This is a genomic window from Mesorhizobium sp. M0909, from assembly GCF_040319515.1.
In the GTDB taxonomy this organism is placed as follows: Bacteria; Pseudomonadota; Alphaproteobacteria; order Rhizobiales; family Rhizobiaceae; genus Mesorhizobium.
This window is the reverse complement of sequence record NZ_JAMYOA010000004.1, coordinates 354526-371747: the sequence shown is the minus strand read 5'-3', so window position 1 is coordinate 371747 and position 17222 is coordinate 354526. Positions and strand designations below refer to the sequence as shown.

At 63.2% G+C, this 17222-nt stretch carries 18 protein-coding genes; 8 read left to right on the top strand and 10 right to left on the bottom strand.

The genetic code is table 11. From position 1 onward, the window contains the following. Positions 1–8: 8 nt before the first annotated feature. The 7 genes from NKH83_RS08545 to NKH83_RS08515 all read right to left on the bottom strand — a co-directional run bounded on the left by NKH83_RS08545 (position 9) and on the right by NKH83_RS08515 (position 7515). Positions 9–794: an SDR family NAD(P)-dependent oxidoreductase gene (locus NKH83_RS08545; RefSeq protein ID WP_352803246.1), complete on the bottom strand. Its 786-nt coding sequence runs from the start codon at positions 792–794 to the stop codon at positions 9–11. Position 795: 1 nt separating this feature from the next. Then, on the bottom strand, positions 796–1791 hold the full coding sequence (locus NKH83_RS08540; RefSeq protein ID WP_352803244.1) for an ABC transporter permease: 996 nt from the start codon (positions 1789–1791) through the stop codon (positions 796–798). A gap of 30 nt (positions 1792–1821) precedes the next feature. Then, entirely contained in the window at positions 1822–3354 is a 1533-nt protein-coding gene (locus NKH83_RS08535) for a sugar ABC transporter ATP-binding protein (RefSeq protein ID WP_352803241.1), read from the bottom strand. Continuing rightward, positions 3344–4327, bottom strand: coding sequence for an ABC transporter permease (locus tag NKH83_RS08530; RefSeq protein ID WP_352803239.1), 984 nt, complete (start codon positions 4325–4327; stop codon positions 3344–3346). Before NKH83_RS08530 ends, NKH83_RS08535 begins: the two co-directional genes overlap by 11 nt. Positions 4328–4465: 138 nt before the next feature. Continuing rightward, positions 4466–5497: a sugar ABC transporter substrate-binding protein gene (locus NKH83_RS08525; protein ID WP_352803237.1), complete on the bottom strand. Its 1032-nt coding sequence runs from the start codon at positions 5495–5497 to the stop codon at positions 4466–4468. Positions 5498–5521: 24 nt separating this feature from the next. Then, positions 5522–6373: an IclR family transcriptional regulator gene (locus NKH83_RS08520; protein WP_352803233.1), complete on the bottom strand. Its 852-nt coding sequence runs from the start codon at positions 6371–6373 to the stop codon at positions 5522–5524. After that, positions 6373–7515, bottom strand: coding sequence for an ABC transporter substrate-binding protein (locus NKH83_RS08515; RefSeq protein WP_352803230.1), 1143 nt, complete (start codon positions 7513–7515; stop codon positions 6373–6375). Before NKH83_RS08515 ends, NKH83_RS08520 begins: the two co-directional genes overlap by 1 nt. A gap of 634 nt (positions 7516–8149) precedes the next feature. Here NKH83_RS08515 and cyoA point away from each other — a divergent pair. From cyoA to NKH83_RS08485, 6 genes are all read left to right on the top strand, one after another. Next, positions 8150–9073 carry a ubiquinol oxidase subunit II gene (gene cyoA / locus NKH83_RS08510; protein ID WP_352476956.1) on the top strand — a complete coding sequence of 308 codons (924 nt, stop codon included), beginning with the start codon at positions 8150–8152 and terminating at the stop codon, positions 9071–9073. 2 nt (positions 9074–9075) lie between these two features. Further along, positions 9076–11082 (top strand): cytochrome o ubiquinol oxidase subunit I, encoded by a 2007-nt coding sequence (cyoB, locus tag NKH83_RS08505; protein WP_352476955.1) that lies wholly within the window; start codon positions 9076–9078, stop codon positions 11080–11082. After that, positions 11079–11717 (top strand): cytochrome o ubiquinol oxidase subunit III, encoded by a 639-nt coding sequence (cyoC, locus tag NKH83_RS08500; RefSeq protein WP_352476954.1) that lies wholly within the window; start codon positions 11079–11081, stop codon positions 11715–11717. The genes cyoB and cyoC overlap by 4 nt, the downstream gene beginning before the upstream one ends. Further along, positions 11714–12142: a cytochrome o ubiquinol oxidase subunit IV gene (cyoD, locus tag NKH83_RS08495; RefSeq protein ID WP_352476953.1), complete on the top strand. Its 429-nt coding sequence runs from the start codon at positions 11714–11716 to the stop codon at positions 12140–12142. The genes cyoC and cyoD overlap by 4 nt, the downstream gene beginning before the upstream one ends. A 281-nt stretch (positions 12143–12423) precedes the next feature. After that, positions 12424–13611 carry a DUF3182 family protein gene (locus NKH83_RS08490; RefSeq protein ID WP_352476952.1) on the top strand — a complete coding sequence of 396 codons (1188 nt, stop codon included), beginning with the start codon at positions 12424–12426 and terminating at the stop codon, positions 13609–13611. Positions 13612–13771: 160 nt separating this feature from the next. Next, positions 13772–13993, top strand: a complete 222-nt coding sequence (locus NKH83_RS08485; protein WP_254815792.1) for a hypothetical protein — start codon at positions 13772–13774, stop codon at positions 13991–13993. A gap of 41 nt (positions 13994–14034) precedes the next feature. Here NKH83_RS08485 and NKH83_RS08480 read toward each other — a convergent pair whose 3' ends face one another. Both NKH83_RS08480 and NKH83_RS08475 read right to left on the bottom strand, forming a co-directional pair. Next, positions 14035–14358, bottom strand: coding sequence for a hypothetical protein (locus tag NKH83_RS08480; RefSeq protein WP_352476950.1), 324 nt, complete (start codon positions 14356–14358; stop codon positions 14035–14037). Positions 14359–14467: 109 nt separating this feature from the next. After that, positions 14468–14905: an Lrp/AsnC family transcriptional regulator gene (locus NKH83_RS08475; RefSeq protein ID WP_352476949.1), complete on the bottom strand. Its 438-nt coding sequence runs from the start codon at positions 14903–14905 to the stop codon at positions 14468–14470. Positions 14906–15033: 128 nt separating this feature from the next. Here NKH83_RS08475 and rocF point away from each other — a divergent pair, with 128 nt between their 5' ends. Continuing rightward, positions 15034–15954, top strand: a complete 921-nt coding sequence (gene rocF, locus NKH83_RS08470; RefSeq protein ID WP_352476948.1) for an arginase — start codon at positions 15034–15036, stop codon at positions 15952–15954. 3 nt (positions 15955–15957) lie between these two features. After that, positions 15958–17025, top strand: coding sequence for an ornithine cyclodeaminase (gene ocd / locus NKH83_RS08465; protein WP_352476947.1), 1068 nt, complete (start codon positions 15958–15960; stop codon positions 17023–17025). A gap of 16 nt (positions 17026–17041) precedes the next feature. On the opposite strand, the gene NKH83_RS08460 is transcribed toward ocd, so the two are convergent. Then, the gene (locus tag NKH83_RS08460) at positions 17042–17203 is read right to left on the bottom strand and encodes a hypothetical protein (protein WP_254815787.1); all 162 of its coding nucleotides are present in this window, start codon (positions 17201–17203) and stop codon (positions 17042–17044) included. Positions 17204–17222 lie beyond the last annotated feature (19 nt).

Below are 17222 nucleotides of genomic sequence, written 5' to 3'. Positions count from 1 at the left end.
ATTGGTTGTCAAAGCAGGTCGGGTACGTAGCGGGGTGCCGCGGTGAGGCCGCCGTCGATGCGCAGGTCGGTACCGGTGGTGAAGCCGGCGGCGTCGGAGGCGAGATAGACGGCGGCTTCTGCCACTTCGGACGGTTTGCCGATGCGACCAAGCGGATGCATTTTCACCCAGGCCTTGGCGAGATTGCCGCCGATCTCCTTGACCAGTTTGTCGTTCATCGGCGTGTTGATGGTTCCGGGCGAGATCGAGTTGACGCGGATGTTGAGCGGGCCGAACTCGACAGCCATCTGACGCGTCATCGCCATCACCGCGCCCTTGGCGCCGGCATAGGCGGTCCAGCCGTCGAGCCCGATATGCCCTTGCGCCGAGGCCATGTTGATGATCGAGCCGGATTTCTGCGCGATCATGTGCGGCAGCGCATATTTGCAGCCGCGGAACACGCTGGTCAGGTTGACCGCGATCAGCCGGTGCCACTGCTCGTCGGTCATCTCATGGACCGGCATGCCGCCAATGGCGATGGCGGCATTGTTGACCAGAATGTCGAGATGGCCGGTTTTGCCGACGGCGCCGTCTACCAGGGCGGCGATGTCGGCCTCCTCCGCCACGTCGCAATGGATGTAGTCAGCGCGGTGGCCGGCGGCGCGCAGCTCGGCTGCGAATTTTTCGCCCTTCTCATCATCGATGTCGCCGAGGAAGACGTGCGCGCCCTCACGCGCCATTGCCTCGCTGATCGCATGGCCGATGCCGTCGGCGGCGCCGGTGACGATTGCGGTTTTCCCTTTGAGACGATCCATGTCAGACTCCAATGGCGCGCCGGCGCTTCGCTTCGTCGAAAGCGACGGCGGCAATGATGATCATGCCGGTGATGACCAATTGCCATTCGGTCGGCAGGCCGAGCCCGCGCAGCCCGTTGGACAGGAACTGCAGGATCAGCACGCCGAGCGCCATGCCGGTCAGGCTGCCGATGCCGCCGGCAAGGCTCACCCCGCCGAGCACGGTGGCGGCGACGACCTGGAACTCGAAATTCAGCCCGGCCGTATGCTGCGCCGAGCCGACGCGGGCGACCAGGATAATGCCGGCTACCGTTGCCAGCAGCGCGCTGATGATGAAGCAGATGAACTTGACACGGCGCACGTCGTAGCCTGCCAGCCGTGCCACTTCCGGATTGCCGCCGACGGCATAGATCTGCCGCCCGAACGGCCGGTGCTGCATCACGTAGGCGAAGACGGCGAGCAGAACGATGGCAATGACAGCCGAATAGGGAACGACGTTGAACAGGCGACCGTCCGACAGCGCGATGAAGCTGTCGAGCGCTGCATCGTCGGGGATGGCGCGCTGGCCGGTGTAGAGGTAGACACCGCCGCGCATGATGAACATCGTGCCCAGGGTCACGATCAGCGAGTTGATGCCGGCATAGGCCGTCAGATAACCATTCACGACGCCGATGATCAGCCCGAACAGCAACGCGCCGCTGATGCCGAGCACAAGCGAGTTGGTGTCGTTCATGATGATGATCAGCGGCAGCGCGATGGTCGCCAGCAGCGAGCCGATCGAGATGTCGACCTCGCCGGAGATGAAGACGATGGCGCAGCCGATGCCGGCTGTCAGTGCTAGCGAAGCCTGACCGAGCACATTGGTGATGTTGCGCACAGAGAAGAAATTCTCGGCGGTGAAGGAAAAGAACGCGATCACCAGGATGAGGCACAGGAGCAATGCCACTTCCTGCCGTGCGACGAGCCGCGCCAGCATGGACGGCCCAGATTCCGTGGTGTCGGTGCTTGCCAGGCTCATCACTTGGTCCCTTTGCGAAGCGTCATCGTCTTAGCCGATCGCCGCATTGAGGATATTCTCCTGCGTGGCCTCGTCGCGGGACATGATAGCGGTGAGGCAGCCTTCGCACATCACCGCGATGCGGTCGGCAAGCCCCAGCAGCTCGGGCATTTCGGACGTCATCATGACGACCGCCAGGCCTTCGCCGGCGAGCCGGTCGATGAGCGCAAAAATCTCCGACTTGGCGCCGACGTCGATGCCGCGGGTCGGTTCGTCGACGACGATCACCTTGAGACCACGCATCAGCCAGCGCGAGATCAGCACTTTCTGCTGATTGCCGCCCGACAGGTTCTTGACCTGCTGGAACAAGCTCGGCGTCCTGATGCGGAAGCGGTCGACATAGTCCTGCACCGCTTTGCGTTCGCTTGCCTTATCGACGAAGCCCATCCTGGCGAAGGCGCCGAGCGAGGCGAGGCTGGCATTCTGGTAGACCGGCAGTTCGCCCATCAGCCCTTCGCTCTTGCGGTCTTCGGTGAGCAGGCCGATGCCGAGCCGGACGCCGGTGTGCGTGTCGTGCGGCAGCAGCGGGCTGCCATCGACCGAAATCGTGCCGGAGGTGATCGGATCGAAGCCGACAATCGCCTTGGCGAGCTCGGTCCGGCCCGCCCCCATCAAGCCGAAGAAGCCGAGGACTTCGCCGGCATGCGCTTCGAACGACACGTCCTTCAGCTTCTTCGCCGTGCTAAGTCCTTGCACGGAAAGGGCGACCTTGCTGCCTGGTGCACCGCGCTTGCGCGGGAACAGGTTTTCGATGCGCCGACCGATCATGTCCTGGATCAGCGTATCGTTGGTGTGCTCGCCGATCGGCCTGGTCGAGACGTGACGGCCGTCGCGCAATACGGTCACGGTGTCGGCGATCTCGAAGACCTCGTCGAGCTTGTGGCTGACATAGAGCACGGCGATGCCGAGCGCGGCCAGCCGGCGGATGACGGTGAACAGCAGCGAGACCTCGTTCGGCGTCAGCGAGGAGGTCGGCTCGTCCATCACCACGACGCGTGCTTCATGGGCGAGTGCGCGGGCGATCTCGACCATCTGCTGCTGGCTGACCGGCAGCGATCCCGTGCGCGCCGCCGGGTCGATGTTGAAGCCGATACGCTTGAACAGAGCGGCCGCATCGGCACGGATCTTCTTCCAGTCGATCGAGCCGCCTTTGCCGGTCGGATAGCCTTCGAGGAAGATGTTCTCGGCGACGCTGAATTCGGCGATCAGCGCGATCTCCTGGAACACCACCTTGATGCCCTCTTTCAGGCTGTCGCGCGGCGACTCGATGTCGGCCTCGCGGCCGCGCAGGCGGATGGTGCCGGCGTCCTTGCCGTAGACCCCGGCCATGATCTTGATCAGCGTCGACTTGCCGGCGCCGTTCTCGCCCATCAGGGCATGGATTTTGCCGGGTTCCAGGGTCAGATCGACGTTATCCAGCGCCACCACGCCGGGAAAGCGCTTGCCGATGCCGCGCATCTCCAGCGCCGGCACGCTTTTATCGACAGCCACGGTTTCGGCGGGGTGAAGGAAATCAACCGACATTGGATCTGTTCCGCACGATGTCGAGATAGGTCGCCAGGATGATGACGATTCCGGGCACCACCATCTGCAGATCCTGGTTCCAGCCGAGGATGATGATGCCGTTGTCGATGACCTTCAGCACCAGCACGCCCAGCAACGTGCCAAGCAGCGAGCCGCGGCCGCCAAGCAGGCCGGTGCCGCCGAGGATGACCGCGGCAATAACCGTCAGCTCGAAGCCGCGGCCGGCGGTCGGCTGGCCGGCATTCATCAGCGACGACAGGATCATGCCGGCAATGCCGACGCAGAGGCCGGTGACGACGAAGGCGAAGAGTTTTAAGCGTTGCGAGCGCACGCCGGAGAGACGAACCGCGCGCTCGTTGGCGCCGACAGCGTAGAGATAACGGCCGAGCGTGGTGAAGCGCAGCGTTGCCGCGGCCAGCGCGAAAATCACCGCGGCAACGACCACGGGCAGCGGGATCGCGCCGATATAGCCGGCGCCGAGATCGGTGAAGCCGGCAAGTCGGTGGTGGTTCTGCACCGCCTCGCGGGTGAACAGATAGACGCCGCCCTGCAGCATCATCATGGTGCCGATGGTGGCGATCAGCGAGTTCACCTTGAGCATGGTGACGACCAGCCCGTTGAACAGACCGACCGCGCCTGAAAAGGCGAGTGCCGCCAGCAGGCCGAGCGTCAGGCTGTGTGTTGAATTGAGCACGGCCATGCCGATACAGCCGACAAAAGCCAGCGATGCACCGACCGACAGGTCGACTTCCGCGGTGATGATCAGCATCGTCATGCCGGAGGCAACGATCAGCACCAGCGCGCATTGGCGCAGGATGGCGATGATGTTGGCCTCGGAATAGAATTGCGGCGCCGCAATCGACATGGCGATGCAGAGCACGGCCAGGATCACGCCGAGCACCAGTTGGCTGCTGCCCAGCAGCTGGCCGCCGATGAAACGCCTTGGCGCAGAGGATTGCGTAAGCTCGCTCATGTCCATTTCATCTCCGGGCCCATATCGGTGCCGTCGCCGTTTCGAAGCCTGCCGGCCAAAACAGGACGGTTGCCCTGTTTTGCCGTCAGCATATCCGATCCGCTGCCCTTCCCGCCGTGCGGGAAGGGCTACCCGGAATTACTTCTTCAGATCGGCGGAAGTTTTCATGCATTTTTCCGGTGGCTGAAGCGCATTGACGGCATCCCATTTGATTTTGCGTGTGGTGCCATCGTAGTCGTAGAACTTCTTCCAGTCGTCACCGTTCATCGGCGCGGTCGGGCTGACGATGTGTTCCGGCACCTCTTCGCCGTTGAAGAGCTTAACCGCTGCATCGATGGCGGTGTAGCCTTCCTTTTCCGGGAACATCGCGGCCTCGATCCGGTAGGACGGCTCGTTCTGCATCGCATTGATGAAGGCGAGGCCTTCGCCGCCGGTGCCGACAGTCAACAGGCCGTCCTGCGGCTTGCCGGCCGCTTTCCAGGCCTGAAGGCCGCCGAGCGAGGAGGAATCGTTGATGCCGTAGATGATGTTGATGTCGGCGTTCTTGGCAAGAGCCGCCGAAGAGACTTCGAGTGCGCGATCGGGACTGCCGCCGCCGTCGAGGTCGTGGACCATGACCGCGTCGGGGATGATGGTCTTCAGGCCGTCCATGAAACCCTGCGACCGCAGGACGGTGGCGGACAGCAGCGGCAGGCCGACATTCATCACCTTGGCTTTGCCTTCGAGCTTTTCCTTGGCGTATTTGCCGGCTTCGACGCCGGCGGTGTAGCCGGTGTCGTAGTCGCAGATCGCGACCATTGTGGTCATGCCCTTGACCGGATTGCCTTCGAGCACGACCGGAACGTTGTTGGATTTCGCCTGGCGCAGCAGCGGCACGACGCCTTCCTCGTTGACGGGCGTGATGATCAGGACGTCGACGCCCTTGGCCATGAAATCTTCGGCGGCGGAGACCTCCTTGGCGACGTCCAGATTGGCGTCCTGCACCTCGAGCTCGATACCGAGTTCCTTGGCACGGGCCTGCATGCCCTTAATGACGTTCTGATACCACTCATGCGTGGCGTAGTTGGTGACGTAGCCGATGCGCTTCGGCATGTTTTCGGCCTGTGCCGTGGCGGCGCTCAGAGCCAGCACGGCCGCCGAGGCAAACAGCATCGATTTGGACCAGTTCATGTTTCTTCTCCCTTGTATTTCTTGTCAGTTGCTGAACGGATAGTCCCGCCGTTCCGGGTCGGCACGTGAAGAGGCGGCAGCTTCGCCCGCGCCCAGCGCCGCCGATATCGTCTCGGCCGCCGCCTTGGTCCGCTCAAAGACGGTGCTGCGATCGAAGCGCGCGGCCTTTTGCGGCAGGAACGGGACGGTGAGCGCGGCAATGACCGCGCCGGTATGGTCGCGCACCGGCGTCGAGATGTTGATGCAGCCCTCGACAGCCAGCGAGGCGCGCATTTCATAGCCGAGCCTTGCGACTTCGTTAAGCCGCGCTTCGATTTCCGCCCGGCTGCCTTGGCCTTCGCCTGCAGCGACGATCCGCTCGACGATGCGGTCGCGCTCGGCGCGACTCGAATGCGCCAGCAGCACCGCGCCGGAACTCGTTTCGAGGATCGGGAAATGCGAGCCAAGGGCAACCGAATAACGCATCGGCAAAGGCGAATCGATCTGCAGCACGACCAGTGCGCTCTCGCCTTCGCGGACGACCAGATGGCAGCTCTGGTCGGCATTGGCGGCCAGGCCGCGCATCACCGGCAGCGCGCATTCGACCAGGCGGTTCACCGGGGGATGCATATGCGCCAGTTCGAACAGCTTCAGCGACAGGCGGAAGCGGTCCGATTGCGTCCGGAAAATGTAGCCGCGCTTCTCCAGCAGCAGCAGGATGCGGTAGATCTCGTGAATGGAGCGCCCAATTCCGGTGGCGATCTCGGTCTGGGTCAGCGGCTCGCCGCCGGCAGCCATGAATTCCAGGATGTCGAGCGCCTTCTCCACAGCAGGCACGCGGTAGCCGTTGCGGCCGCTTTCGCCTTCGTCGGCGATCTTGGCAATATCGGTGGCCATTACGCGACGCTCCGTTGCGGCTGGCCATGCCTGGTCTCGCGATAGAGCCGGTTCAGCCGGTTCGCGAGCTCCGCCGCCGGCAATTCGCCGGTGATGGCCGCCGCGGCGTGAGGGGCGCATTGGCGGAAGAAGCTGATGAAGCCCGGATGGGTCGGGCGCAGATAGGAAGCTTCGATCGTCGCCAGCGTCGAGGCGAAGAAGCCGCCTGAGAGAGCGTTGACCTCGGCATCCTGCCACGCCGCCAGCGATCCCGGCTGTCCGCCGGATTTCACGTAGTCGCCGCGCTGATAGCCGGGCGAGCACAGAAACAGCGCGTAATCGATGGCTGCCTGCTTGTGTTTCGATTGAGCGCTGACGCCGATGCCGGCGCCGCCAAGCAAGGCGCCGGCGGATCGCGGTGTCGGCACGTCGGCGAAGCGCAGATACGGCCTGTCTGCCCTGGAGGCGTAGTTCACATAGCCGAAGGCGAACGGCACGTAGACCACGTCGTCATGCGCGATCATATGATCGTAGCAGCGGATCGGGTTCCATTTCGGCGAGTTCGGGTGCGACAGCGCCGCAAGCTGGCGCAACTGCCCGACGGCCTGCTCGATTTTTTCCCCAGCAATGAACTCGTCGCCGTCTTCGCGGGGCTCACCGAGCGTCAAAAGCAGGCACATGGCGTCAGTCGGCACCAACGGCAGCCCAAGCCATTTACCGTCCTTCAAGGCGCGCCGGCCGAGCTCCAGCACCTCGTCATGGCTGCGCGGCAACGAACCGTAGCGCTCCAGTAGATCAGGGCGATACGAGGCAACCTGGCAGGCAGCATCGATCGGCAACGCCCATTGGCGCCCGTCCCTCGCGTAGGATTGCCAGGATGCGCCGACCGAATCCCGTTCGAAGCCGCGGCGCTGCTCAGCCGACAAATCGAACGGCACCATCAGCCCGCCTTCGGCAATATCGCCGATGAACGGATGATCGAACACGACAAGATCATAGGCGCCGAGCACCGGACCAAGCGCGCCCTCGCCGAACTCATAGAGGCTGCGGCGGTCCCATTCGATCTCAAGACCGGGATTGGCGGCGCAATACGGCCCGATGCTGGCCTCGAGCGGACCCCAGCAGCGTCGGTGATCCCACGCGAGGCCGCGCAGTCTTGTCATGCCGAAATTCCTCCCAGAGCCGCCCATGCGCCGGCCCAGCCGATTAGTAGCAACTATTTTCACCTACACAAGTAGTTTTTACATACGCAAAGCCGAACTCGTTTCCGGTTTGGCAGAAAGCCGCCCAGCCGCCCCTGGTTCGCATCGCGTTGCCGCCGTGCGCTGCAACCAAAGGCTGCGGTGGATCTAGGTTTTTGGGAACTTTCGCGACGAACATTCGTTCGGTTGGCGCAGCCCTCCAGAGCGGCATCACTGGAATCAGCAGCCACGTCGCAGGGAGCGGACTAAATGGACCAACTATGGGCGCGGCCATGAACCGGTTTGCCGCCTTGGCATTCGCCACGTTTCTGGCGATAACTTCGATCTGGGTACTGTTTCTGGTTTCTTAGGGATTTGGTTCTGGTTTTCTTAGGATTTGGCTCTGGTTGCTTGGGATTTGCCGCTGGTTTTTAGGATTTGGAGGGGTTCTCGACAGGTCGACCGCTTAACGATGACATCCGCCGCATGTGGTTCTGCGAGCCGGGGCCCCGTGCGTGAAGAAACTGTCGCCAGGAGCACACCGGCGCGCACATTCGGGGTTGGCAGCCACGCTGCCTGCAACGTTCCAATCGGTTTCAGGACACGGCGAGATCTCATGTTGCTGAGGGCGATCGTTCGAAATTGTGCGGCCATCCGTGTTGGCCGCGTCGGCGCGACGATGCTGCTTGCCGCGCTGCTTGCCGGCTGCCAGGGCGGCGTACTCGACCCGCAAGGACCAGTCGGCGCCGCGCAGCGGACGATCCTGCTCAATTCGGTCGCCATCATGCTGGCCATCGTCATCCCGACGATCCTGGCGACGCTCGGTTTTGCCTGGTGGTTCCGGGAAACCAACACAAGGGCGCGGTACCTGCCGGAATGGGCCTATTCCGGGCGCATCGAACTGGTGGTCTGGTCGATCCCCATCCTCGTCATCCTGTTTCTGAGCGGCATCATCTGGATCGGGTCGCATGACCTCGATCCAATGAAGCCGCTGGATTCCCAGCAAAAGCCGCTCGAGGTGCAGGTCGTCTCGCTCGACTGGAAATGGCTGTTCATCTACCCCGAGCAGAATGTCGCGAGCATCAACCAGCTTGTGGTGCCGGCGGGCAGGCCGGTGCATTTCTCGCTCACCTCGGCAAGCGTCATGAATGCGTTCTTCGTGCCTCAGCTCGGCGGTATGATCTACACGATGAACGGCATGACGACGCAGCTTCACCTGCAGGCGGATCAGCCCGGCGAATTCTATGGGCGGTCGGCCCATTTCAGCGGCGACGGTTTTCCAGGCATGCAATTCGTGCTGCATGCCGTCGCAGCGGATGCCTTCGACGCGTTCGTCAATTCGGCGCGAAGCCAGGGACAGGCACTCGACAAGGCCAGCTACCAGGAACTAGCCGGACAGAGCATCGACGTGCCGCCTTCGACCTATCGCTCGGTCGAGCCGGACCTTTTCCACGAAATCGCGACGCAGGGCGTTCCGCCCGCGCCCGGTCCCCAGGCCGATCGCCCCGAGCCGGGCATATCGCCCAAGACAGGAGGCTGACAATGCTCGGAAAATTGAGCTGGGACGTCATTCCGTTCGATCAGCCTCTGCCGATGATCGCCTCGGCGGTCGTCGCCCTGGCAATCCTCGGCGTGCTGGCCTGGGTCTTCCTGGCCGGCCATTTTCCCTATCTGTGGCGCGAATGGATCACCAGCGTCGATCACAAGCGGATTGGCGTGATGTACGTGCTGCTGGCGCTGCTGATGCTGCTGCGCGGCTTCAGCGACGCCGTCATGATGCGGTCCCAGCAGGCCCTCGCGTTCCAGGCACCCGGCTATCTGCCGCCCGACCACTTCAATCAGGTCTTTTCGGCCCACGGTACCATCATGATCTTTTTCGGGGCGATGCCGTTCGTCATCGGCCTGATGAACCTGGTCGTGCCGCTGCAGCTCGGCGTCCGCGACGTTGCCTTTCCAACGCTCAACTCGGTGAGTTTGTGGCTCACCGCCACCGGCGCGCTGCTGGTCAACATCTCGCTGGTGATCGGCGAGTTCGCACGCACCGGATGGCTGCCCTATCCGCCGCTCAGCGAGACCGCCTACTCGCCGGGCGTCGGTGTCGATTACTATCTGTGGGCGGTGCAGATAGCGGGTGTCGGAACGCTGCTCACCGGCATCAATTTCGTCACCACGATCCTGAAGATGCGCGCGCCCGGCATGAGTTACCTCAGGATGTCGATGTTCTGCTGGACTTCGCTCGCCGCCAGCCTGCTCATCGTCGCCGCGTTCCCGATCCTCACAGCCACGCTCGCGATGCTGACACTCGACCGCTATTTCGGCTTTCATTTCTTCACCAACGAAGCCGGCGGCAACATGCTGATGTTCGTGAACCTGATCTGGGCCTGGGGCCATCCCGAGGTCTACATCCTCGTCCTGCCGGCGTTCGGCATCTTCTCGGAGGTCATCTCCACCTTCTCCAGCAAGCCGCTGTTCGGCTACCGCTCGATGGTGGCCGCGACACTCTTCATCTGCATCGTTTCCTTCATGGTGTGGCTGCACCACTTCTTCACCATGGGCGCCGGCGCCGACGTCAACGCTGCGTTCGGCATCGCCACCAGCATCATCGCTGTCGGTACCGGCGTGAAGATCTACAACTGGATGTTCACCATGTATGGCGGCCGCATCCGCTTCGCGACCCCAATGCTGTGGTCGCTGGGCTTCATGGTGACGTTCGTCATCGGCGGCATGACGGGCGTGTTGCTGGCGGTGCCGCCGGCCGATTTCCTGCTCCACAACAGCCTGTTCCTGGTGGCGCATTTCCACAACGTCATCATCGGCGGCGTGCTGTTCGGCGCCTTCGCCGGATATACCTACTGGTTTCCCAAGGCATTCGGTTTCCGGCTGCACGAGGGCTGGGGCAAGCTGGCCTTCTGGCTGACGCTGATCGGGTTCTACGCCACCTTCGTGCCGCTCTACGCCGTCGGCCTGCTCGGCATGACCCGCCGCATGCAGCATTTCGACGTGCCGGCCTGGTATCCCTGGGTGCTGGTTGCGGGCGCCGGCATGATCATCACCACCGCCGGCATGGTCGCGCAGATCATACAGCTCGTCGTCAGCATCCGGCAGCGTGCGGCGCTTCGAGATTCCACAGGGGATCCCTGGGACGGGCGCTCGCTGGAATGGGCAACGCCCTCACCGCCGCCGGTCTTCAACTTCGCCGCGCTTCCGCACGTCGAGGGCGAAGAGCCCTACTGGAGCATCAAGCAGCGGGCACGCGAGCAAAACCGCCTGCGCGACGAGCCTGAATACGAGCCGATCGAGATGCCGCGCAACAGTCCCACCGGGTTCATCTGCGCCTTCTTTGCGACGGTGATGGGTTTCGCCCTCATCTGGCATATCTGGTGGATGGTGGCACTCGGCGCGCTCGGTGCTTTCGCCACCTTCGTCGTATTCGCATGGCGCGACAAACCCGAATACGTCATTTCTGCCGCCGAAGTCGCCCGGATCGACCGCGCCAACCGAAGCGCGCGCCGCGAGGCACTGGCTACCTACACGGGGCCAAGGCCATGACCGCGATAGACGTTCGAGAGCGTGACCCTTACCGTATCCATGGCGGGCACGGCCATGCACCCGGCGGCCCGGCCCCGATCCGGATCGTCGTCGGCTATGGTTTCTGGATCTTCCTTCTGAGCGACATCGTGATGTTCTCCGCCTTCTTCGCGGCCTATGCCGTGCTGGCGGGCAAGACGGCGGGCGGACCAAGCGGGGCCGAGCTGTTCGACCTGCGCAACGTCGCGATCGAGACGGCCGCTTTGCTGTTGTCGAGCTTTACCTGCGGTCTCGCCGGCCTTGCCGTGACAGCGCGGCGAAGCTCCTGGTTCTATGTCGCGATGACTGTCACCTTCGTGCTCGGCGCCAGCTTCATCCTGCTCGAATTGCGCGAGTTCGTGCATATGGTTGCCAGCGGTGCCGGACCGACGCGCAGCGCTTTCCTGTCGGCGTTCTTCACGCTGGTGGGATGCCATGGCCTTCACGTCACGGCGGGGCTGCTGTGGCTGCTCACGATGATGGCGCAGATCTTCGCCAAGGGATTCCGCGACGATATTCTTCGGCGTTTCATGTGCTTCAGCCTGTTCTGGCACGCCCTCGACATCATCTGGGTCGCGCTGTTCACCGTGGTCTATCTCCTGGGAGCAAGTCGATGAGCAATGCGGATGATCGCCACGCGCAACGGCGCGACACCCATGGCCTGGAGCGCTACGACATCGATACGGCGCCGGGTGACGAATACCTCGGCGACACCGACGTCGGATCCGGGCTACGCGGCTATGTGATCGGCCTCGGGCTGGCAACGCTGCTGACCATCGCCTCGTTCTGGTTGCCCGGAACCGACCTGGTATGGGCACCCGGCGTTCCGGTGGCGCTGGTCGTGCTGGCGATCGCCCAGATGGGCGTGCATCTCGTCTTCTTCCTGCACATCACGACGGGACCGGACAACACCAACAACGCCCTGGCGCTTGCCTTCGGCGTGCTGATCGTAGTTCTGGTGATCGGCGGCTCGATCTGGATCATGGCCAATCTCGACCACAATTTGATGCCGATGAACGCGATCATGAACATGAACCGCTGATTTAGCGATTATTCCGGCCATCGGCCGCAGTTCATGCGACAGCGAACTCCGGTCTCAAGCCCGTTCGAATGTGCCGACGACGTCGGCGTCTCCCAGGACGTGTGGGGCGGCCTCCTTCAGCACGTCGTCTACGGCGGCCTTCTCGCCGGGACGCAGCGTCTCGACGTCGACCGCAAGAAGCTCCGGGCAGCCACCCGGTCAAACCCGCAGCCGGCCGTTGGCCGGAACATTCGCCGCGCCAACGGGTTTTTTGGTTCGGACGCATTGCCGCGGAAACGGCAATGGGCTCGGCAATGGACGAAGGGCGCGACATGACCGGGCTAAGCGGTAGGCAACCAAGCGGGGCGAAAGGTGTTGTGGTCGCATTCTCCGCGCCGGGCGGCGAGACCATCTACGCCCATGAACGGGAAACCGTCGCTGCCGTCGCGCGCACGATTGCAGCGTTGAAGGGATTTTCCTTCCGCCAGGGCCTGCGTGAAGGTGGCGGTGACAGCGGCGGGCTGTATTTCGTGCCGGACGACAGCCTGCTTGCTGCCGATGCGGTTCAACTGGGCATAAACGGGCCCGACGATCTCTTCGGCGGGGTGGTGCCCTGGCGCCTCGCAACCACCAAGGCCATAACCCACGAGCTGGTGGACGGATCGGCGGCACGGCCAAAAGAATGGCCCGCCGGCTTCGGCAGCGCCGTCGCCGCGGCCGTACTGCCCGGCTACACTGCATTTTCACGCCATGACGCGCTGCGCGCAGCGCAACGTCTGCTGGAGCTCGGGCTGGTCCGGTTCAAGCCACCGCGCGCTTCGCGGGGCCGCGACCAGCACACCGCCGCGACAGTCGGCGATGTCGAAAGGCTGCTGGACCAATATCCATCGTCTGAGCTAAGCGAATACGGCCTTGTTCTCGAAACGCAGCTTCGCGACATCGTTACGCTGAGCGTTGGCAGAACCATGATCGACGAATTGTCGATCAGCTATTACGGCACCCAGCGGACGACGACCGACAACGACGGACAGCCCGTTTACGGCGGATCCGATCTGGTTGTGGTGCGCGGCGGATGGGAGGCGCTGGATGAGCTGCGATTATCTCCGGCGCTGGGTTTGGCCGTGGCGCAGGCGAGGACCTATGACGCAGCGATGGATGGCTATCCAGGATTCTTCGCTTCGCGACGCAACTACGACATCGGCCAAGGTGTCGATTCCTCGGGCATCTGGCGATCGGGTGTGCTGGAAGCCAGCTGGCGGATCGGTGGCAGCAGCAGCGCCGAGCTGGCAGCGATGGACGCCATGACGCGCGACCCCGACATGCAGATCGTGCATGTCTCCGCCGTCAAGCAGTTCGGCAGCACTGCGCGGCTGCCGCCGAACGCGGCAATCCATTTCCACGGGGAGGACCCGGAGGAGGGTCAAGTCACGCGTTACACCGTCGTGACCCAGGCGATCCGAGGGCCGATCGGAGAAGCCGGCCGATTCTAGCCATGTCAGGTTGAAGTCAAGCACGCCTCCGGCAGGGAACATCCACAAATGGCCCGAGTTTGTTTCGGGCAGGCAGCAAGTCAGAAAAAGCCCAGGCCCTGAAATGGGTGGCGGGCGTGCAATGGCGGCCTTGCCTGCAGGAGTGGTTACGGAAATCGCCATGCCAACCGTTTACGACAAACGACAGGATCCGGAAGGCCTCTGGGAGGTCTATGACAGCGAGAGCGACGAAGCCGTCGTGGTCGATGGCTTGCCGCTTTCCGGTCTCGACGAAAGCGAAGCCGATGAAGCGATTGAAAAGCTCAATCGCGGCGAGCTGACGTCGGACAACATCCCCGAGACAGCTCGGTCAGGGTGGCCTCCGACCAAGGATGGATTGTGATGCCGGCCTGACGGACGTCACCGAGGCGATCGGTCGCGGATCTACGACGAGGCCTTGACCCCGAGCTTGCGGGCCTTGTCCTCGAAGTCGTCACGAATGTCCTCGATCGTCGGCAGATGCAGTCGGCGCAGCTGGGCGTGCAACTTTTTGGCAGCGTCGGAATTCAGGTCGCGCCTGAAGTTGGTCGCGACCTCCTCGGCCGAGCCGTAGCGGCGATAGCGCTCAATCTCGGTCTTCGTGGCCTGCTGGACGTGTTCGAGCGTCTTGCGCTCGGCATCGGATTTTCCGTCCGGTTTGGCTCGCATGACCGGGTTGAAGGCTTTGCTGATAACGAATTCGACCAGTTCCTGCTGGGCGTGAGCCATGATTGTTCTCCCTCGAAGGAGGCCTGTCCGAGCCCAACCACGGCGGCAATTGAAGGTTCCGCGGCTTCGGATTTCGTTGCCGCTACAGGGCAAGGTGGTTACTCGAGGATCACAGCCGAGCCTTGGTGGTGCGTGGCGTTGCCAGGAGCAGGCTTGTTTCGCTGCCGGTAATTCCGGGGATCAGGCGGATACGTCTCAGTACCGCGTCGAACTCGCTCAGGGTCTGGGTTCCGAGTTCTATCACCAGATCCCAGCGGCCATTGGTGGTGTGGATGGTCGAGACCTCGGAGAAGCCACCCAGCGCCCGAATGACGCGATCGGCGGCGTGGCCTTCGATCTCGATCATCATGATGCCACGCACGCGCTGATCGACCGCGTCGGCGCGCAGAATGACGGTGTAGCCGACGATGACGCCGTCCCTTTCAAGCCGCTCGATCCGGGACCTTACGGTTGCCCGGGAGACACCCAGGCCGACGGCAAGATCGGAAATGCTGCGCCGGGCGTCGTGCCGCAAAGAGGTGATGATCTGCTCGTCGAGCTGGTCCATGATTGCTCACAACGGAAGTAGATGATGCCACTATGGTAAGGCATTTCGACAAATTTGCCAATTTGACATGTTCATTCTGCCAGCGATGCGGGCTTCAATAAAGGCATCGCAATTGGCGGGGTATGAGAATGCATTGCACGATCGTGGGCGCACCGATCCAGGCCGGCTCAGGCCGCATGGGCTGCGAGATGGGGCCGAGTGCGCTGCGCACGGCCGGCCTGGCCACCGCACTGACCGAGCTCGGCCATACGCTGACCGACCTCGGAACGATCGTCCCGGCCGACATGCGTCCTGTCGTACACGGCAACGCGGCGGTGAAGGCGCTGCCGGAAATTGCCGCCTGGACGGCAGCAATCAGCGAAACGGCCTATGCCGCGAGCGCCGATGCGATGCCGATCTTTCTCGGCGGCGACCACAGCATTTCGGCCGGTACGCTCGCCGGCATTGCCCGCCGGGCGGCGAATGCCGGCCGGCCGCTCTTCGTGCTGTGGCTCGATGCGCACCCCGATTTTCATACGCTCGACACGACCACCAGCGGCAATTTGCATGGTGTGCCGCTGGCCTATGCCAGCGGGCAGCCCGGCTTCGAGGGCTATTTCCCCCGCCTTGCAGCGCAGGTGGACCCGGCTCGCATATGCGCGCTGGGGATCCGCAGCGTGGACCTGGCGGAAAGGGAAGCGTTGCGCAGAGCCGGCGTGACGGTCCATGACATGCGTTCGATCGACGAGCACGGCATTGCGCAACTGCTTCGCGCCTTTCTCGAGCGGGTGAGCGCCGCCAACGGCATGCTGCACGTCAGCCTCGATGTCGATTTTCTCGACCCGTCGATCGCCCCGGCGGTCGGCACCACCGTTCCAGGTGGCGCCACCTTCCGCGAGGCGCATCTGGCAATGGAAATGCTGCATGACAGCGGCCTCGTCACCAGTCTCGACCTGGTCGAGCTCAACCCTTTTCTCGACGAACGCGGCCGCACCGCCACGCTTCTGGTCGACCTGACCGCGAGCCTGATGGGCCGGCGGATCATGGACCGTCCGACGAGGGGGTTCTGAGCCATGACCGTCAATTTGAACATCGTCCCGTTCGTCAGCGTCGACCGCATGATGAAGCTGGTGCTTGCCATCGGCATCGAGCGCTTCCTGGTCGAGCTTGCCACCTATATCGAAGAGGATTTCAGGCGCTGGGAGCTGTTCGACAAGACGCCGCGCATCGCCTCGCACAGCGTTGACGGCGTCATCGAGCTGATGCCGACCAGCGACGGGCAGCTCTACGGGTTCAAATACGTCAACGGGCACCCGAAGAACACGCGTGACGGCCGCCAGACCGTGACCGCATTCGGCGTGCTTGCCGATGTCGGCAACGGCTATCCGATGCTGCTTTCGGAAATGACCATCCTGACGGCGCTCAGAACCGCCGCAAGCTCGGCGGTCGCGGCGAAATACCTCGCTCCCGAGGCTGCCAGGTGCATGGCGATCATCGGCAATGGCGCACAATCGGAATTCCAGGCGATTGCGTTCAAGGCGCTGCTTGGCGTCGGCAGGCTGCGTCTCTACGATATCGACCCGGCGGCCTCGACGAAATGCATGAGGAACCTTGCCGGCATGGGTTTCGACATCAAGCTCTGCGCGTCGGCGCAGGAAGCCGTTGAAGGTGCAGAGATCATCACCACGGTTACCGCCGACAAGCGGTCGGCAACAATCCTGACCGACAACATGGTTGGATCCGGCGTGCACATCAACGCGGTTGGCGGCGACTGCCCGGGCAAGACCGAGCTGCATCGCGACATTCTGCTGCGCTCGGACATCTTCGTAGAATATCCGCCGCAGACGCGCATCGAAGGCGAGAGCCAGCAGCTCGATGCGGATCACCCGCTCACCGAATTGTGGCAGGTGATGACAGGAAAGGCAGCAGGCCGGACGGATGCCCGACAGATCACATTGTTTGACTCCGTCGGCTTTGCGATCGAGGATTTTTCCGCGCTGCGCTACGTCCGCGATCAGCTGCAGCGGACCGGCCTTTACGAGGAACTAGACCTTCTGGCCGATCCCGATGAGCCGCGCGACCTGTTTGGCATGCTGCTGCGCGCCGAAAAAGCGACCGGGCTGGCGGTTGCCGGCAGCTGAGCTGCGATCCCGTCGGTCAGTCCTTCTTTTCCTGATACAGGCGCTCGGTCGCACGCTCGCTTTCCCTGCGCTCCGCCGGGCCGCGACGGCGCTGCGTGAGCAGGGCGTAGGCGATCAGGACTGCCAGCAGCAGTGGACCGCCTGCAACAACGAGCAACCACAAACTATTCCCAGACATCGACCGTCTCCTTTCCCTC

What these genes read in the sequence shown, in the direction of transcription:
- NKH83_RS08530 (WP_352803239.1), bottom strand. Translation starts at nt 4,327, where the DNA reads ATGAGCGAGCTTACGCAATCCTCTGCGCCAAGGCGTTTCATCGGCGGC.
- NKH83_RS08485 (WP_254815792.1), top strand. Translation starts at nt 13,772, where the DNA reads ATGCCAACCGTTTACGACAAACGACAGGATCCGGAAGGCCTCTGGGAG.
- NKH83_RS08540 (WP_352803244.1), bottom strand. Translation starts at nt 1,791, where the DNA reads ATGAGCCTGGCAAGCACCGACACCACGGAATCTGGGCCGTCCATGCTG.
- NKH83_RS08515 (WP_352803230.1), bottom strand. Translation starts at nt 7,515, where the DNA reads ATGACAAGACTGCGCGGCCTCGCGTGGGATCACCGACGCTGCTGGGGT.
- rocF (WP_352476948.1), top strand. Translation starts at nt 15,034, where the DNA reads ATGCATTGCACGATCGTGGGCGCACCGATCCAGGCCGGCTCAGGCCGC.
- NKH83_RS08475 (WP_352476949.1), bottom strand. Translation starts at nt 14,905, where the DNA reads ATGGACCAGCTCGACGAGCAGATCATCACCTCTTTGCGGCACGACGCC.
- cyoC (WP_352476954.1), top strand. Translation starts at nt 11,079, where the DNA reads ATGACCGCGATAGACGTTCGAGAGCGTGACCCTTACCGTATCCATGGC.
- NKH83_RS08490 (WP_352476952.1), top strand. Translation starts at nt 12,424, where the DNA reads ATGGGCTCGGCAATGGACGAAGGGCGCGACATGACCGGGCTAAGCGGT.
- NKH83_RS08535 (WP_352803241.1), bottom strand. Translation starts at nt 3,354, where the DNA reads ATGTCGGTTGATTTCCTTCACCCCGCCGAAACCGTGGCTGTCGATAAA.
- ocd (WP_352476947.1), top strand. Translation starts at nt 15,958, where the DNA reads ATGACCGTCAATTTGAACATCGTCCCGTTCGTCAGCGTCGACCGCATG.
- NKH83_RS08525 (WP_352803237.1), bottom strand. Translation starts at nt 5,497, where the DNA reads ATGAACTGGTCCAAATCGATGCTGTTTGCCTCGGCGGCCGTGCTGGCT.
- NKH83_RS08545 (WP_352803246.1), bottom strand. Translation starts at nt 794, where the DNA reads ATGGATCGTCTCAAAGGGAAAACCGCAATCGTCACCGGCGCCGCCGAC.
- cyoB (WP_352476955.1), top strand. Translation starts at nt 9,076, where the DNA reads ATGCTCGGAAAATTGAGCTGGGACGTCATTCCGTTCGATCAGCCTCTG.
- NKH83_RS08460 (WP_254815787.1), bottom strand. Translation starts at nt 17,203, where the DNA reads ATGTCTGGGAATAGTTTGTGGTTGCTCGTTGTTGCAGGCGGTCCACTG.
- cyoA (WP_352476956.1), top strand. Translation starts at nt 8,150, where the DNA reads ATGTTGCTGAGGGCGATCGTTCGAAATTGTGCGGCCATCCGTGTTGGC.
- NKH83_RS08520 (WP_352803233.1), bottom strand. Translation starts at nt 6,373, where the DNA reads ATGGCCACCGATATTGCCAAGATCGCCGACGAAGGCGAAAGCGGCCGC.
- cyoD (WP_352476953.1), top strand. Translation starts at nt 11,714, where the DNA reads ATGAGCAATGCGGATGATCGCCACGCGCAACGGCGCGACACCCATGGC.
- NKH83_RS08480 (WP_352476950.1), bottom strand. Translation starts at nt 14,358, where the DNA reads ATGGCTCACGCCCAGCAGGAACTGGTCGAATTCGTTATCAGCAAAGCC.